The sequence below is a fragment of the Microbacterium sp. C23T genome (genome assembly GCF_053345975.1).
The window spans coordinates 1-15,931 of the sequence record NZ_JBKFBD010000033.1 but is presented as its reverse complement, the minus strand read 5'-3'; the positions used below and the strand labels follow the sequence as shown (position 1 = coordinate 15,931).

Annotated in this window: 14 protein-coding genes, 1 tRNA gene and 1 pseudogene; 6 read left to right on the top strand and 10 right to left on the bottom strand. The window is 70.0% G+C overall.

The window, feature by feature from the left end; all coding sequences use genetic code 11:
* Positions 1-100 precede the first annotated feature (100 nt).
* The 4 genes from ACLBXX_RS17015 (at position 101) to ACLBXX_RS17000 (ending at position 2,825) form a co-directional block, all read left to right on the top strand.
* A complete protein-coding gene (locus ACLBXX_RS17015) occupies positions 101-355 on the top strand; it encodes a hypothetical protein (RefSeq protein ID WP_447659005.1) in 255 nt (84 codons plus the stop codon).
* A 107-nt stretch (positions 356-462) separates the two neighbouring features.
* On the top strand, positions 463-1,902 hold the full coding sequence (locus ACLBXX_RS17010; RefSeq protein WP_447659004.1) for a hypothetical protein: 1,440 nt from the start codon (positions 463-465) through the stop codon (positions 1,900-1,902).
* An 18-nt stretch (positions 1,903-1,920) separates the two neighbouring features.
* Positions 1,921-1,997 (top strand) — tRNA-Pro (locus ACLBXX_RS17005).
* Positions 1,998-2,048: 51 nt separating this feature from the next.
* The gene (locus ACLBXX_RS17000) at positions 2,049-2,825 is read left to right on the top strand and encodes an HAD-IIB family hydrolase (RefSeq protein WP_447659003.1); all 777 of its coding nucleotides are present in this window, start codon (positions 2,049-2,051) and stop codon (positions 2,823-2,825) included.
* A gap of 63 nt (positions 2,826-2,888) precedes the next feature.
* Here ACLBXX_RS17000 and ACLBXX_RS16995 read toward each other — a convergent pair whose 3' ends face one another.
* Together ACLBXX_RS16995 and ACLBXX_RS16990 are read right to left on the bottom strand one after the other, a co-directional pair.
* Positions 2,889-4,277 (bottom strand): alpha-hydroxy acid oxidase, encoded by a 1,389-nt coding sequence (locus ACLBXX_RS16995; RefSeq protein ID WP_447659002.1) that lies wholly within the window; start codon positions 4,275-4,277, stop codon positions 2,889-2,891.
* Between the two features lie 18 nt (positions 4,278-4,295).
* Positions 4,296-5,045 carry a FadR/GntR family transcriptional regulator gene (locus ACLBXX_RS16990; RefSeq protein WP_447659001.1) on the bottom strand — a complete coding sequence of 250 codons (750 nt, stop codon included), beginning with the start codon at positions 5,043-5,045 and terminating at the stop codon, positions 4,296-4,298.
* A 136-nt stretch (positions 5,046-5,181) separates the two neighbouring features.
* Between ACLBXX_RS16990 and ACLBXX_RS16985 the strand changes: the two genes are divergently transcribed.
* Positions 5,182-6,012, top strand: a complete 831-nt coding sequence (locus ACLBXX_RS16985) for a DUF1295 domain-containing protein (protein WP_447659000.1) — start codon at positions 5,182-5,184, stop codon at positions 6,010-6,012.
* A gap of 7 nt (positions 6,013-6,019) precedes the next feature.
* Here ACLBXX_RS16985 and ACLBXX_RS16980 read toward each other — a convergent pair whose 3' ends face one another.
* The 5 genes from ACLBXX_RS16980 to ACLBXX_RS16960 form a co-directional block, all read right to left on the bottom strand.
* Positions 6,020-6,667: a thymidine kinase gene (locus ACLBXX_RS16980; protein ID WP_447658999.1), complete on the bottom strand. Its 648-nt coding sequence runs from the start codon at positions 6,665-6,667 to the stop codon at positions 6,020-6,022.
* A 63-nt stretch (positions 6,668-6,730) separates the two neighbouring features.
* Entirely contained in the window at positions 6,731-8,758 is a 2,028-nt protein-coding gene (locus ACLBXX_RS16975) for a DUF2207 domain-containing protein (RefSeq protein ID WP_447658998.1), read from the bottom strand.
* A 53-nt stretch (positions 8,759-8,811) separates the two neighbouring features.
* Complete coding sequence (locus ACLBXX_RS16970; RefSeq protein ID WP_447658997.1) at positions 8,812-10,326, bottom strand: malate:quinone oxidoreductase; 1,515 nt, start codon at positions 10,324-10,326, stop codon at positions 8,812-8,814.
* Positions 10,327-10,470: 144 nt separating this feature from the next.
* Complete coding sequence (locus ACLBXX_RS16965) at positions 10,471-11,541, bottom strand: aspartate-semialdehyde dehydrogenase (protein WP_447658996.1); 1,071 nt, start codon at positions 11,539-11,541, stop codon at positions 10,471-10,473.
* Positions 11,542-11,718: 177 nt separating this feature from the next.
* On the bottom strand, positions 11,719-13,020 hold the full coding sequence (locus ACLBXX_RS16960) for an aspartate kinase (RefSeq protein ID WP_387147403.1): 1,302 nt from the start codon (positions 13,018-13,020) through the stop codon (positions 11,719-11,721).
* A 250-nt stretch (positions 13,021-13,270) separates the two neighbouring features.
* Between ACLBXX_RS16960 and ACLBXX_RS16955 the strand changes: the two genes are divergently transcribed.
* Positions 13,271-13,759, top strand: coding sequence for a hypothetical protein (locus tag ACLBXX_RS16955; RefSeq protein ID WP_447658995.1), 489 nt, complete (start codon positions 13,271-13,273; stop codon positions 13,757-13,759).
* A gap of 2 nt (positions 13,760-13,761) precedes the next feature.
* Here ACLBXX_RS16955 and ACLBXX_RS16950 read toward each other — a convergent pair whose 3' ends face one another.
* The 3 genes and pseudogenes from ACLBXX_RS16950 to ACLBXX_RS16940 all read right to left on the bottom strand — a co-directional run.
* Positions 13,762-14,694, bottom strand: coding sequence for a DMT family transporter (locus tag ACLBXX_RS16950; protein ID WP_447658994.1), 933 nt, complete (start codon positions 14,692-14,694; stop codon positions 13,762-13,764).
* A gap of 179 nt (positions 14,695-14,873) precedes the next feature.
* Positions 14,874-15,467: a recombination mediator RecR gene (gene recR / locus ACLBXX_RS16945; RefSeq protein WP_310292398.1), complete on the bottom strand. Its 594-nt coding sequence runs from the start codon at positions 15,465-15,467 to the stop codon at positions 14,874-14,876.
* A gap of 3 nt (positions 15,468-15,470) precedes the next feature.
* Positions 15,471-15,931, bottom strand: a pseudogene (locus ACLBXX_RS16940) (DNA polymerase III subunit gamma and tau); the annotation flags it as partial.

The window sequence follows — 15,931 nt, the reverse complement described above, 5'->3', positions numbered from 1 at the left end:
ACGTCCCCGAGGCTCCTCCCCAACCACGCTCGCGGATCGGCCGTCCACTGTTAGCCATTCACGGCCGCAGCAACCTGCCCGAGGCGCCGATCCTCGATGCATGGCTGCTCCGCGTTCCACACGACCCGCTGATCCCCCCTTCCGGAACACGCTCGTCGCGGCGACGAGCGTTCACGGCATCGGGCTGCCCATGCGACTGCGGCTGCTCGCGCTCCTGATCGCCCTCGTCATCGCGGTCGTGTCTGCCCCTTTTGCCCCCGACACGACGGACGGCGCCGACCAGGGCGACGATCAACGAACCCGTGGTTTCGGTCGGCACATGCCGTTCGTGCCGGTGAGCGGAGACGCCGAATGAGCAAGCCTGCGATCGACGACGCGGCAGCGCCGATCCGGCTTCCAGTCCCTCGGCGAACGTCTGCCCTGTGTCTGGCCATCCTCTTGATCGTCCTCGCATTGACCCTCATGGCCCCGACCCGCGCCGACGCCGCTGAGCGCGGCACCGGGTTCGGCACCTGGGCTCCGATCTCCGCCTACGGCTGGCACGGATCGATGCTGGTCGACGGCGTGCACACGTACTGCATCACCCCCGGAGCGCCCGCTCCGACCGGCCGGACCGCCGACCACGGGATCAGCGGATCGGCCGCCGGTCTCTCGCCGCAGCAGCTCGCCGGAATCAATCTCCTGGTGACGACCTACGGACAGACCGCGGACCCTGTTCAGGCCGCCGCGGTGGCGTGGGCGGTCAAGGCCATCGCGAACCGCGAAGAGACACTGCATGCCTTCGGTTACCGGGGAGACTCGCTCGCCGGCGCCATCCACTGGACGATGTCCGCGCTTTCTCCGCAGCACGACCGCGCCGTGCAGGAGCGTGCGGTGGCGTATTACGACGAAGCCACACGTGCTGCGGCAGGACCTTCCACCGCGAGCGGAAGCCTGGTGTTCACGACGGATGCTGCCGACCACCGCAGCGGTACGGTCCGGGTCGACACGACCGCGGCAGCGACGGGCACGATCACCCTGACGAACGCGGTCTTCGCGGAGTCGGGTTCGCCGACGCTCGAGAACGCAACATCGGGGTCGACGTACGCCATCCGCACCGCGCCGCCGACCGAAGGTCGTCCCTACACCGTGAGCGGAACGGGTCGCTTCGACGCCGGCCTCGCCGCCGCCGTGCGGCACTTCACGACGCCGGGCGGCCAGGAGACCGCCGGACCCGCAGGGCGCGTTCAGTTCGAGGTGTCCGGGGCCGACGCCGCCCCGCGCATCCCTCCGTTCGCGCCGGCCATCACGACGCGCGTCGCCGCGCGCGACGCGGCACCCGGTCCGTACGTGGACGAGGTCAGCTTCACCGCGACCGAGGGCTCGTGGCCGCGCGCCGATGACGGCTCCTATCTGCCGGTGACCGCGACCGCCATCGTCTACCGCACCGACACCGAACCCGTCGCCGGGTCGGCTGTCCCGGGCGAGGAGGCCATCGTCGGCACGCTGCAGTTCACGACCGATTCCACGACAGGGCCGGCCGCCCCGTACACGGTCAGATCCTCGTGGGAGATGACCACCGCGGGGTACTACACCGCCGTGTGGAGCCTGCGTGCTGCCGACCAGATCCCCTCCGTCGTCGCCCACATCGGCGCTGACTTCGCCTGGACCGAACGGTTCGGCGAGCCCTCGCAAGTCGCGGTGATCGCGCCGCCCCCACCGGTGCCGACGCCCACTGCCAGTCCGGCCCCCGATGCGCCTCCGGCCCCAGCAGACGTGCCCCTGCCGGAGCTGGCAGCCACCGGCACGGAGGCCGCCTCCCTCCGCGCGCCCGCCGCGATCGCCATCGCTCTTCTCAGTCTCGGCGTCGCGATCGTCAGCTCGAGGCGGCCGTGGTCAGCAGCACCCCTGACGATCGGTTAGACTCGGAGGGTTGCAAAACGGGGTGTGGCGCAGCTTGGTAGCGCGCTTCGTTCGGGACGAAGAGGCCGCAGGTTCAAATCCTGTCACCCCGACCACAGAGAGGCTCCGCCGGAAGGCGGAGCCTCTTGCATGAAAGGACGGACGCCATGGCTCACAGCATCCCGCCCCTCCTCGTCGCCTTCGATCTCGACGACACTCTCGCTCCTTCGAAGAGCCAGATCGACCCGCGCATCGGCGAACTGCTGATCGCCCTGGCGGAGCGCGTCGAGGTGGCGATCATCTCCGGCGGCCAGCTCCTGCAGTTCACGACGCAGGTCGTCGACCGCCTTCCCGACGCCTCCGCCGACACCCTGGCGCGTCTGCACCTGCTTCCCACGTGCGGCACGCAGTACTACCGCCTCACCGAGGACGAGGTCGTCACGGTCTACAAGCGTTCGCTCACCGACGACCAGAAGTCCCGCGCACTCGCTGCCGTCGAGGGCGAGGCCCGCCGCCTCGGACTCTGGGAGTCCGAGACGTGGGGCGACATCCTCGAGGACCGCGGGTCTCAGATCACCTTCTCGGCGCTCGGCCAGAAGGCCCCCGTCCCCGCGAAGACCGCATGGGATCCCACCGGCGAGAAGAAGAACACCCTGCGTGCCGCCGTCGCGGCACTGCTGCCCGATCTCGAGGTGCGCTCCGGCGGCTCGACCTCGGTCGACATCACCGAGCAGGGCATCGACAAGGCCTACGGCATGCGTCAGCTCGCCGAGCAGACCGGCATCTCCCTCGACGACATGCTCTTCGTGGGCGACCGCCTCGACCCCGACGGCAACGACTACCCCGTGCTCGCGATGGGCGTGCGCTGCCACGCGGTCGACGGTTGGGAAGACACGGTGGTGTACCTCGAGCAGCTGATCCCCACCCTTCCCGTCCGCGTCTGACGCGTCCGGATATCGGAAGAGGGCGGATTCCCACGGGAACCCGCCCTCTTCGTGTCAGAGCCGTCAGGCCTTGGCGCGCGGCCCCGTGCTCTTCGCTGCCGGAGCCTTCGCCGGGCGGGATGCTGCAGCATCCGCCTTCGCGCTGCTCGACGCCGTCGTGGCACGTGCAGCGCGGGGGCGCGGAGCCGCCGCGACAGCCGCCTCTGCGGCGGGGGCCGACACCGTGACCGGCACGAGTCGCTGCAGCTGCGTGACGTGGCGCGGCTCGAGCTCCGCGATGGACGAGACGCCCAGGAGCTTCATGGTGCGCTCGATCTCGCTGCGCAGGATCGCGATCGTGCGGTCGACGCCCTGTCGTCCGCCGGCCATCAGGCCGTACAGGTACGCGCGACCGATGAGCGTGAACTTGGCGCCGAGGGCGATCGACGCGACGATGTCGGCGCCGTTCATGATGCCGGTGTCGACCATGACCGTGGCGTCCTTGCCGACCTCGCGGACGACTTCGGGCAGGAGGCGGAACGGGATCGGCGCGCGGTCGAGCTGACGGCCGCCGTGGTTCGACAGGATGATGCCGTCGACGCCGGCGTCGATGAGACGTTTCGAGTCGGCGACGTTCTGCACGCCCTTGATCACAATCTTGCCCGGCCAGATCTCGCGGATGATCGCGAGGTCGTCGTAGCTGATGGTCGGGTCCATGGCCGAGTTGAGCAGCTCGCCGACCGTGCCGCCGGTCGTCGAGAGCGACGCGAACTCGAGCTTGGGAGTGGTGAGGAAGTCGTACCACCACCAGGGGCGCGGGATCGCGTTCACAATGGTGCCGAGCGTCAGCTGCGGCGGGATCGAGAAGCCGTTGCGCTTGTCGCGCAGGCGCGCGCCAGCGACCGGCGTGTCCACCGTGAACTGCAGCGTGTCGAAGCCGGCCCCGGCCGCGCGGCGGGCCAGGGCGTAGGAGATCTCGCGGTCACGCATGACATACAGCTGGAACCAGTTGCGCCCGTTCGGGTTCGCGGCCTTCACGCCCTCGATCGACGTCGTGCCGAGCGTCGACAGCGTGAACGGGATGCCGGCGGCACCGGCCGCACCGGCGCCGGCGATCTCGCCCTCGGTCTGCATGAGGCGTGTGAAGCCGGTCGGCGCGATGCCGAACGGCATGGCCGACGGGCCGCCGAGGATCTCGGTCGACATGTCGACGTTCTCGGCAGGGCGCAGCACGTCGGGGTGGAACTCGATGTCCTCGAACGCCTGCCGCGCCCGCGACAGCGAGAGCTCGCCCTCGGCCGCGCCGTCGGTGTAGTCGAAGGCGGCCTTGGGGGTGCGGCGCTTCGCGATGTCGCGCAGGTCGTAGATCGTGAGCGCGGACTCGAGGCGGCGCTTCTTGCCGTCGAGCTCGGGCTTCTTGAACTGCATGAGCTCGAGGAGCTCCTTGGGGTTGGGGAACTGCCGGGTGACCATGAATACCTCTCCGATGGGTCAGATCTGCGTGCGTGCGGCGGTCGAGCGGGCGAGACCCGCCGCTGCGTAGTAGCCGACGATGTGGTCGTGGACGCGGGTGCGGGCGAGCGCGGCGTCGCCCGCGTCGACGGCATCGAGGATCGCGTGATGCTCGTGGCGCAGGCGGTCGGCCGCGGCATCCCATTCCGCGATGCCCGCCGCACCCGCCTGCACGTATGACTCGATCGCCGTGCGCAGGCCCGCCATCATCGCCGCGATGACGAGGTTGCCGGAGGCCTCGGCGAGGGCGAGGTGCAGCTGGGCGTCGAGCGCGAGGAACTCGGGGGCGGTGAGGTCGTCGGCGTCCATCGCGACGAGCACCTCGCGCGCCTGCGCGGTCGAGCGCGTCGGGTCGGCGGCGAGCGCGTCGACGACGGCCGATTCGAGCACGAGCCGCGTGGCGACGACGTCGTCGAACGGGAAGCCCTGGGCGGCGACCTGCAGCCGCAGCAGCGCCGACATACCGCCCTGCGGCGTCGCGATGATGATGGCCCCGGACGTCGGCCCCGAGCCGGTCGCGGTGCGGATGAGTCCCATCACCTCGAGGACGCGCAGCGCCTCGCGGACGCTGGAGCGCCCCACGCCGAGAGTGGCGGCGAGCTCGCGTTCGGGGGCGAGGCGATCACCGGGCTTGAGGGTGCCGTCGAGCAGGTCGGTTTCGATCTTCTCGAGCACGACGCGCCACGCGCGTGCGGGCGCGAGCGCGGGTGGAGTCGGGATACCTGCCACGGATCTCCTCGTCGATGTCGGATCCGGCGCCCTCCTCATTGAAGGGCACGGTGTGGTCTGACCACGATAGCGTGTGGTCGGACCACAGACAACCCGTATGACTCCACGTGTCCGCGCGGACCACTACGCTGACCCCATGGACCCCCTCCTCCTCGTCCTCATCGTCGCGGGCGTCGCTGCCGCCTTCTGCTGGATCACCTCGCTCGTCACGAACGAGACCTCGTGGATCGACCGGCTGTGGTCGATCGTCCCCGTGATCTACGTCTGGATCTTCGCCGCCGCCGCCCTGTTCGCGGGCGTCGACGCGACGCGCCTCGTCGTGATGGCTCTGCTGGTCACGGCGTGGGGCGCGCGGCTCACCTTCAACTTCGCGCGCAAGGGCGGCTACACCGGCATGGAGGACTACCGGTGGGCGATCCTGCGCGGCCGCATGACGCGCTGGCAGTTCCAGCTGTTCAACGTCTTCTTCATCGTGCTCTTCCAGAGCGCGCTGCTCGTCCTCATCTCGCTTCCGGCGTACATCGCGTGGCAGCATCCCGTGGCTTTCACCGGATGGGATGCTGCGTTCGCCGTGCTGTTCGCCGCGTTCCTGGTCGGCGAGACCGTCGCGGATCAGCAGCAGTGGGCGTTCCACCAGGCGAAGAAGGCGGCGGGCGGCACGCTCGAGCCCGGCTTCGTCACCACCGGCCTCTTCGGCTACAGCCGCCACCCGAACTTCTTCTTCGAACAGGCCCAGTGGTGGGCGTTCTACGCGCTCGGCGCCGTCGCCCTCGTCGCGGACGGCGGCAGCTGGCTGAACTGGACGATCGCCGGCGCCGCTCTGCTGACGGTGCTGTTCATCGGCTCGACGGTGTTCACCGAGTCGATCTCGACGTCGAAGTACCCGGCCTACCGCGAGTACCAGCGGACCACATCGATGCTGATCCCGCTCCCCCGCCGGCGCGGACGCGCACCCGAGACCGCCTGAGCGCGGGCTACTCCAGGCGGCCGCCTGAAGCGCGGAGGTAGTCCTCGGCGCACAGCGATTCGTACGTGATGCGGTCCGCGGTGAGCTCGTCGATCGCGACCTGGTCGCCGTCGAAGACGAACCGGCCGCCGACGAGGCGGGCGTTGAACAGCGCCTTGCGACCGCACCGGCAGATGGTCTTCAGCTCTTCGAGACTGTGGGCGAGCTCGAGCAGCCGTGCGGACCCCGGGAACGCCTGGGTCTGGAAGTCGGTGCGGATGCCGTACGCCAGCACCGGCACGCCGTCGAAGACGACGATGCGCAGCAGATCGTCGACCTGCTCCCGGGTGAGGAACTGCGCCTCGTCGATGAGCAGGCACGCGACGTCGACCTCGTGCTCCTCGGACTCCGGGACGAGGGTGTCGGCGGCCTCGGCCTTGACGCGCGCGCGATGCTCGGAGAACAGTGCGCGGATGTCGTCCTGGGGGCGCACCAGGAAGTCCACCGTGCGCTTGACGCCGAGGCGGCTGTCGATCTGGTCGGCACCCTTGGTGTCGATGGCGGGCTTGGCGAGGAGCACGTGCTGGCCGCGCTCCTCGTAGTTGTAGGCGGCCTGCAGGAGCGACGTCGACTTGCCGGAGTTCATCGCCCCGTATCGGAAGTAGAGCTTGGCCACGGATCGAGCGTAGTCGGTGGCGCTCCCGGCGCCTGCCGCACGGCAGCCGGCGCCGGGCGAGGGTCAGCGGCCGCCGAAGCCTCCCCCGCCACCTCCGCCGCCCGAGAACCCGCCGCCAGAAGATCCGCCCGAGAACGACCAGCTCGAGCTCGAGGAAGAGCTCGACGACGATCCCGGCCGCGACACCGGGGTGGCCGCGAGCCGTCCGATCGACGAGGACGCGTCGGACAGCGAGCGCGAGGTCACCGCGTCGAACAGCGCGAGCTGGGAGGCGACCTCGACGGCTCCGGCCGCGCGGATGACGTTCACCCATTCGCGCTCCATGCCGAACAGCACCGCGTACGGCAGCAGGCGCTCGTAGAGGTTCACGACGGATGCGCCAGATTCTCCCGGCGCATCGCCATAGGGACGACGCCCCGACGACACGAGATCGGCGGTCCGCGGCGACTGCGCCGCGCGCAAGCGGTCCTCCTCCGCGAGCTGCAGATAGTCGCGGATCCCCTCGAGATAGGTCTTGTGCATGCCGCCCGCGACCGTGAGCACCGACTTCGGGAGCGAGAAGAAGGGCAGACCGATGAACGCGAAGAAGGCACTGCCCAGCGCGGCGAAGTAGATGACGTTCCCCCACTGTCCGAGGGGGTCGAGCACCACGAACGCGCCGTCGGCGAAGAAGATGAGGAGCATCGCCAGCGGCAGCCCGGCCAACTGGAGGAAGCCCCGCAGCAGCGTGATCCAGTCCGGCAGCTTGCTGCGATACCCGCGCTGTACGGTGAACTCGTCGATCCGCCGCACGTAGGTGACGGCGCGCGACGGGGGCTTGCGGGCGAACGCGCCGAGATCCACGTCAGCGCCGGGTTCGGCGTTGCGGCCGAACAGCGTGTCGACGATGCGCCGCTCGTCACTGTCGAGACCGGCACTGTCCCGCAACACCACCTCGAAGTCGTCGGCGTCCTCGCGGTCGCCCGTCGCTCGGATCTCGACCGCGTCCTTCACCGCGAGGTCGACCACGTTCGCCGCCAGCGCACGCTCGGGGACGTCGAGCACCCCGGCCGACAGCGTCAGCGACTCGTCGTCGGGCGGCGTGTACTGCACGATCACCGGTGAACGGTCGGGGTTCCGACGCGCCGCGGCCTTCACCACGAGCACGAACACCAGACCGCCGATGCCCGACAGCAGCGCGAGCCCGGGGAGGATCCACAGCCACCACGGGTACGGCGGCGGCGGGGGCGGGCTCGGCGCCGCGAACGTCCCCTGCTCGAAGCCGAGCGCCACGGTCACGTTCTCGTTCGGACCGAGCCCCTCGTCCCCTGCGGTGAACGCCACGGCGGTCGTGGCCGACGCGCCGACGGCCCGCGCCCACGCCTGCACGGCGTCCGGCAGCGGCTCCGGCTCCGCCGCGCGCTCGATCGCGCACTGCTCGGTCGATCCGTGGGGCCCGGTGTAGCAGAACGCGCGCCCCTCGATCAGGCCGGCGGCAGCATCCGTCGCCACATGCACGTCAGCGGTCACGACATCGAACGGCTGCGCGTGGTCCGTGCCGACGGTGTCCCAGTAGAACTCGTCGGCCGCCGTGTCCTCGTAGCGCAGCACGACGTCGCTCATCTCGTACGTGATGACGTAGGTCTGCGCACCGCGCACATACGAGTCGTCTCCGGTGAGCACGTAGATCCAGTCACCGTCGCGCTCGGTCCACCACGGGATCGCCGCGCCGTCGGCGCCGGTCACGGTGTAGACGACGGTGCCGAGGTCGATGCCGCTGTCGACGACGGGCAGCGCCCGCACCATGCCCTTGTTCTGGTCGAAGTCCGGGAAGCGCGCCACGATCGTCTCGGTGGTGAGCAGGCGACTGCGCTCGCCCGTGCCGCGGACGAGCCAATAGTCGGCCTGGAACGAATCGAACGTGAAATCGTCGACGGATGCTGCCGCCACCGCATTCAGGACAGCGGGGCGTTCGCTCCCCCGCGCCGCGATCGCCGCGGCCGTGGCCGAGGCCGTCGCGACACCGAGCGTGATCGCGCCCGCCACGACGAGCGCGACGAGCGCCCCGGCGGCGATCCCCCAGCGACGCCACCCGCGTCGTGACACCGACATGCACCCACCCTAGGGGCGCGCGGGCCCGCTCGCCCAGGAGGGCGCGCGGCGGATCAGGCGGTGAGCGCCAGCGCCTCGGCAGTCTCGCCGAGCGACTCGCGCGCGACCGCGGGCCGCGCGTTGAGCGTGTCGCCGTAGCTCGGGATGAGCTCGCGCAGGCGCGGCTCCCACTCCTCGATGCGGTCGGGGAAGCAAGTCTTCAGGAGTCCCAGCATGATCGAGACGGCGGTCGACGCGCCCGGGGAGGCCCCCAGCAGGCCGGCGATCGTGCCGTCGGCCCCGGTCACGACCTCCGTGCCGAACTGCAGCACGCCGCCCTTCTCCGGGTCCTTCTTCATGACCTGCGCGCGCTGGCCGGCCTGGATGATCTCCCAGTCCTCGTCCTTCGCGGTGGGCATGAAGGTGCGCAGGCTGTCGACCTTCTTCTTGTGGTTCTTCAGCAGCTCGCCGACGAGGTACGTGATGAGGCTGGGGTTGTCCCACGCGACCTTGAGCATCGGCCCGAGGTTGCCGGGACGCACCTGGCCCACGATGTCGAACCACGAGCCGGTCTTCAGGAACTTCGGGCTGAACGTCGCGAACGGGCCGAATAGGAGCGAGGCCTCACCGTCGACGACGCGCGTGTCGAGATGCGGCACCGACATCGGCGGCGCGCCGACCGAGGCCTGCGAGTACACCTTCGCCTTGTGCTGTGCCACGACCGCGGGGTTCGAGGTCTTGAGGAACTGCCCGCCGATCGGGAACACCCCGTACCCCGAGATCTCGGGGATGCCGGAGCGCTGCAGCAGCTTGAGCGCCCAGCCGCCGGCGCCGACGAAGACGAACTTGGCGCGGATCTCGCCCGGCGTGCGACCGATGGTGCGGCGGTACTTCACGCTCCACGTGCCGTCCGAGAGGCGCTTCAGCTTGCGCACCTCGGTGTTGGTGCGAACGTCGGCGCCGTTCTCGGCGAGCCGGTCGACCAGCTGGCGGGTCAGGGCGCCGAAGTCGACATCCGTGCCGGCGGGCACACGCGTCGCCGCGAAGGGCTCGCCCTTGAGTCGCTTCTGCATGAGCAGCGGTGCCCACGTGTTGATGACCCGGGAGTCCTCGCTGTACTCGATGCCGGCGAAGAGCGGCTCGTCCTTGAGTGCCTCGTAGCGCTTCTTGAGGTACGCGACGTCCTTCTCGCCGCGCACGAAGGTCATGTGCGGGGCGGAGTTGATGAACGTCGACGGAGCGTCCAGCACGCCGGCCTCGACGAGCGACGACCACAGCTGCCGGCTCTGCTGGAACTGCTCGTTGATCGAGATCGCCTTGGCGGGATCGACCGAGCCGTCCTTGCCCTCGGGCATGTAGTTCAGCTCGCACAGGGCCGCGTGGCCGGTGCCGGCGTTGTTCCACGCATTGGAGCTCTCGAGCGCGACATCGCTCAGCCGCTCGAACACGGCGATCTTGAGATCGGGCTGCAGCTCCTGGAGAAGGGTGCCGAGCGTCGCGCTCATGATCCCGCCGCCGATCAGCAGCACATCGACGGTCTCGACGTGGGGATTGATGTCGGCGTGGTTCTCAGCGGGCGTTGCGGTCACCAGACGATTCTAGTTCCGCGTGAAAGCACCCCAGACCGGGACCGGGTCTTCACGCCGAAAGTCCTGCGGTTCTTGCCGAAGCGACAAGCGGACGGATGCTGCGGGTCGCAGCATCCGTCGCTTCGAAGCGGTGCGAGCAGATCGTCAGGCGGAGACGCCGAGGTTGGCGGCGACGACCTCGGCGATCTGCACGGCGTTGAGTGCGGCACCCTTGCGGAGGTTGTCGTTCGAGATGAAGAGCACGAGGCCCTTGCCCTCCGGCGCCGACTGGTCGGCGCGGATGCGGCCGACGAAGCTCGGGTCGTTGCCGGCCGCCTGCAGCGGCGTCGGGACCTCTTCGACGACGACGCCCGGCGCTGAGGCCAGGATCTCGTAGGCGCGCTCGGGCGTGATGTCGCCCTTGAACTCGGCGTGGATCGACAACGAGTGGCCGGTGAAGACGGGCACGCGCACGCAGGTGCCCGCGACGCGCAGGTCGGGCAGCTCGAGGATCTTGCGGCTCTCGTTGCGGAGCTTCTTCTCCTCGTCGGTCTCGTTGAGTCCGTCGTCGACGAGGTTGCCGGCGAGCGGGATCACGTCGAACGCGATCGGCGCGACGTACTTCTCGGGCTGCGGGAAGTCCACCGCCGAGCCGTCGTGCACGAGGTCGAGTGTGTTGCCCTGGGCGAGGACGCCCTCGACCTGGCCGAGCAGCTCCTGCGCACCGGCGAGACCCGAGCCCGACACGGCCTGGTACGTCGAGACGATGAGTCGCTCGAGGCCCGCCTCGGCGTCGAGGGGCTTCAGCACCGGCATCGCGGCCATCGTGGTGCAGTTGGGGTTCGCGATGATGCCCTTGGGCGGGTTCGCGATCGCGTGCGGGTTGACCTCGCTGACGACGAGCGGCACCTCGGGGTCCATGCGCCATGCGCTGGAGTTGTCGATGACGATCGCGCCGGCCTCGGCGAAGCGGGGCGCGTGCGCGCGGCTGCCGGTGGCGCCGGCCGAGAACAGGGCGACATCGATGCCCGCGGGGTCGGCGGTGGCGACATCCTCGATGATCACGGTCTCGCCGCCGAACTCGACGGCGGTGCCGGCCGAGCGCGCCGTGGCGAAGAGGCGCAGCTCGCGGATCGGGAAGTTCCGCTCGGCCAGAATCTCGCGCATGACCGTCCCGACCTGGCCGGTGGCGCCGACGACGGCGACGGAGAGTCCTGAATCGGAGATGCGGGTCATGGGAGTTCCTCAGCGTGGGCACAAGCGTGGAGCGGAAGCGCGGGCACCGTCGATCGCGCGGGGTTTGGGCGATTCTACCGGCCGCGGCCGGGCGCCGACTGCGGTGTTACCTGTCCGAGCGGACAGTATGCGTGCGATTCCTGCCGTTCGCGTGCGGCTGCGCGCGGACGGACCGGGTCAGCGGCCGCTGCCGGCGTAGACGGTCGCCTCGATGTCGCCGTCCAGGCCGTAGGCGGTGTGGACGACGCGGGCGGCCTCGGCGAGATCGTCGCCGCGCACCACGACCGAGATGCGGATCTCGGAGGTCGAGATCATCTCGATGTTGATGCCCGCGACGCTCAGCGCCTCGAAGAGCGTGGCCGAGACGCCCGAGTGGGTGCGCATGCCCGCGCCGACGACGGAGAGCTTGCCGATCTGGTCGTCGTGCACCAGGTTCTCGAACCCGATCTCGGACTGGTCGGCGGCGAGCGCCTTGAGCGCAGTCGCGGCGTCGGTCTTGGGAAGCGTGAACGAGATGTCGGTGCGACCGGTCGTCGCGGCCGACACGTTCTGCACGATCATGTCGACGTTGGCGCCGGACTTCGCGACGACCTTGAAGATCTCGGCGGCCTTGCCGGGCACGTCGGGAACGCCGATCACGGTGATCTTGGCCTGGCCGAGGTCGGTGGCGACGCCGGCGACGATGGGCTCTTCCATCTCTTCTCCCCCTGAAATGTCGGGAACTGTGCCCTCGGGAAGGTTCATCCCTTGGCCGAGCACGTAGGTCCCCACGCCCGAGCTGAACGTGGAGCGGGCGTGGATGAGCACGCCGTGACGGCGTGCGTATTCGACGGCGCGGATGTACAGCACCTTGGCGCCGTTGGCGGCGAGCTCGAGCATCTCCTCGGCCGAGACCACGTTGAGCTTCTTCGCCTTCGGCACGACGCGCGGGTCGGCGGTGAAGATGCCGTCGACGTCGCTGTAGATCTCGCAGACGTCGGCCTCGAGCGCTGCCGCGAGGGCGACGGCCGTGGTGTCGGAGCCGCCCCGGCCGAGCGTGGTGATGTCGCGGGTGTCGCGGTTGAAGCCCTGGAAGCCGGCGACGATGACGATCGCGCCCTCGTCGAGCGCCTCGCGCAGGCGGATCGGCGTCACGTCGACGATGCGGGCCGAGCCGTGGTCGGCGGTCGTGATCATGCCCGCCTGGCTGCCGGTGAACGACCGCGCCTCGAAGCCCATCGAGTGGATCGCCATCGCGAGCAGCGCCATCGAGATGCGCTCGCCGCTCGACAGCAGCATGTCGAGCTCGCGCGGCGCCGGGATCGGTGCGACCTGGCTGGCGAGATCGAGCAGCTCATCGGTCGTGTCACCCATGGCGCTCACGGCCACCACGACGTCGTGGCCGGCGCGACGCGCGTCGACGATCCGCTTCGCGACGCGCTTGATGCTCTCGGCATCAGCCACCGACGATCCGCCGTACTTCTGGACGATCAGCGCCACATCGAACTCCACGCGTTTTGTCTGAGGACGGGCGAGAACGGATGCCGCTCACCGCGGTCTCCTGTCACCCAAAGGTCCATCTTACGGACGCGCTTATGCGCGCCCAGCCATGTGTCGCGCCGCCCGAGCGGCGGCGGCGCTGCACAGGATCGGAGATCCGCGCCGACACGCCGCCCGCGCGGTGCGCCGACCGGCGTGTCGGCGAGAGGCTCCGATTCTGTGCGCCGCGGCGCGCCAGTAGCATCCGAGCATGGAGCAGATCGAGGCGTGGTCGGACTTCAACGTGGCCATGGTCGGCGCGACGGCGGCGCTCGCGGGTCTCGTGATCGTCGCCGCGAGCGTCAACATCGGCGACATCATCAAGGAGGCGTCGCTCACCGCCCGTCTTGCCGCGGGCATCTCGGGCCTCGTGCTCGCGCTCGTCGGCTCCGCGATCGGGCTCATTCCGGAGGTCGGGCCTGTCCCGTACGGGGTGGCGATGATCGTGATCGCGCTCGGCGCCGGGGTCTTCCAGGGGCAGGCCACTCGGAGGATCTTCGAGAATCAGCATCCCGCCAACCGGATGCGCGGGCTCAAGTCGGCGGTGGGCTTCTTCGCCCCGCTCGCCTATCTGATCGGCGGCGCACTCCTGGCTGCCGGCCGGCCCGGCGGCCTGGCGTGGTTCGCCGTCGGGTCGATCGTCGCGATCGGCGCCGCGCTGCTGGTGTCGTGGATCGTGCTGGTCGAAGTGCTCCGCTGAACTCAGCTCGAGGAGATCGGCGGCAGGTCGGCCGTCTCGGTCTTGCGGGCGCGCAGCGCGCCGCCGGTGGCAGCGAGCCAGCAGCCGAGGAGCACCAGCGGGAAGCCGATCAAGAGGCCCGGGGTCAGCGGCTCGCCGAGGATGATCGTGCCGAGGACGATCGCGACGACCGGATTCACGTAGGTGAACAGCGGCGCCTTGACCGGGCCGACCCGGGCGATCAGCGCGAAGAAGGCGATGAACGCGAGCGCCGTGCAGAGCACAGCGAGGGCCACGAGCGACACGGTGCTCTCGACGGTCGGCACCTGGTGCTGCGTCAGGAACGCGATCGGTGTATAGAAGATGCCCACCGCGAAGAGTGCGAGGGTGATCGACCCGAGGGCCGGCACGTCGCGCAGCTTGGTCGCGATGACGAAGGGCGCGATCGCGTACAGGAGCGCGACGAGGAGCACCTCCCCCACCGCGAGGAGGCCGCCGCCGCCCTCGATGGCGAGCCCGGGACCGGCGACGATCACGAACACGCCGGCGAAGCCGATGAAGAGCCCGATCGCCCGCGCCGGGCTGAGCACGGACCGGTCGCCGCCGCCGAAGGCGATCAGCGCGGCGAACAGGGGCACGGTCGCCACCAGGAGTCCTGTGAGTCCTGAGGGCAGCGTCTGCTCGGCATGGCCGAGCAGCAGGAAGGGCCCGGCCATCTCGATCCCGCCGAACAGCAGCACCCAGCCGATCTTCGCGAACGCGGGACGCAGCGCCTTCTGGTGAAGCGCGAAGGGCAGCAGGAGCAGCGCGCCGAGCAGTGTGCGGCCGGCGACCACCGCCGCGGGCGAGTAGGACTCGACGGCGACGCTGATGAACAGATACGGGACACCCCACAGCAGCGCCATCGCGGCGAAGAGCAGCCATGCGCGCGTGTCGAACCGCTGTGAGGAGTTCATGCGGGGTGTCTCCCAAGGTGGTGTGGCGAAGTCAACCGAGACGCCGCCGGACGGACGTCGTCATCATCGACTCAGGTTCCGGGTCGCCGGGCGTTGCGCGCGAGACGGCCGACCGCCAATCTACGACGCACTTCCGACATCATCGGCGATGGCGGAGCACACTCCGACCGGCGTCGGGGTCAGACCGAGCGACGCCCCTCGAAGGCGCGACCCAGCGTGACCTCGTCGGCGTACTCGAGGTCGCCGCCGACCGGAAGGCCCGAGGCGAGGCGGGTGACCGAGATCTCGAGGGTGTGCAGCAGGCGGCTCAGGTAGGTCGCAGTCGCCTCGCCCTCGAGGTTCGGGTTGGTCGCGAGGATGACCTCTTGCACGGTGCCGTCGGCGAGACGCTGCATGAGCTGCGTGATGCGCAGGTCGTCGGGACCGATGCCGGCGATCGGGCTGATCGCGCCGCCGAGCACGTGGTACAGCCCGCGGAACTCGCGCGTGCGCTCGATCGCGGCCACGTCTTTCGCGTCCTCCACGACGCAGATCAGCGTCTGGTTGCGGCGAGGGTCGCGGCAGATCGAGCAGCGTTCCTGCTCGGAGACGTTGCCGCACACCTCGCAGAAGCGCACCCGCTCGCGCACCTCGCTGAGCAGCTCGGCGAGGTGCGACACGTCGAAGTTCGGCGTCTGCAGGATGTGGAACGCGATGCGCTGAGCCGATTTCGGCCCGATCCCGGGGAGCCGGCCGAATTCGTCGATGAGGTCTTGGACGATGCCGTCGTACATGGCTTAGCTGAACCTCGTCGGGGGCTCGTAGGGCTCCTCGCGGACGAACGTCGCGCCGAGCACCTGGCGCACGACCGCCTCGCCGTAGCGCTGCACGCCGCCGTTGCGGCTCGTGACCACCGGGGTCAGCGGCGGCGCGACCGTGGGCGGCACCGGGAGGTCGGCGACGGCATCCGTGTCGTCCTCTTCGTCGTCGTCATCGCGCTCGAGGGCAGGTACGATCTCGGCACGCGGCAGGACCTCGCCCTCACGCGGCGGCGCGAGCGTCGCGACGCGTGCGGTCGCGGCCTCGGCGTCTTCGGGCTCGTCGTCGACCGCGAACTGCGCGGGCGTCTCGGCGGGGAAGGCGGCCGGACCCGGGTCGGGCGGCGGGGCGTCGTCGTCGGACGGGATGGGCGCGACGGCCCAGTCGGTGACCGGGGCAGCCGACGCCGGCGCCGCAGCCGGCGCGGTCGGTCGGGGCG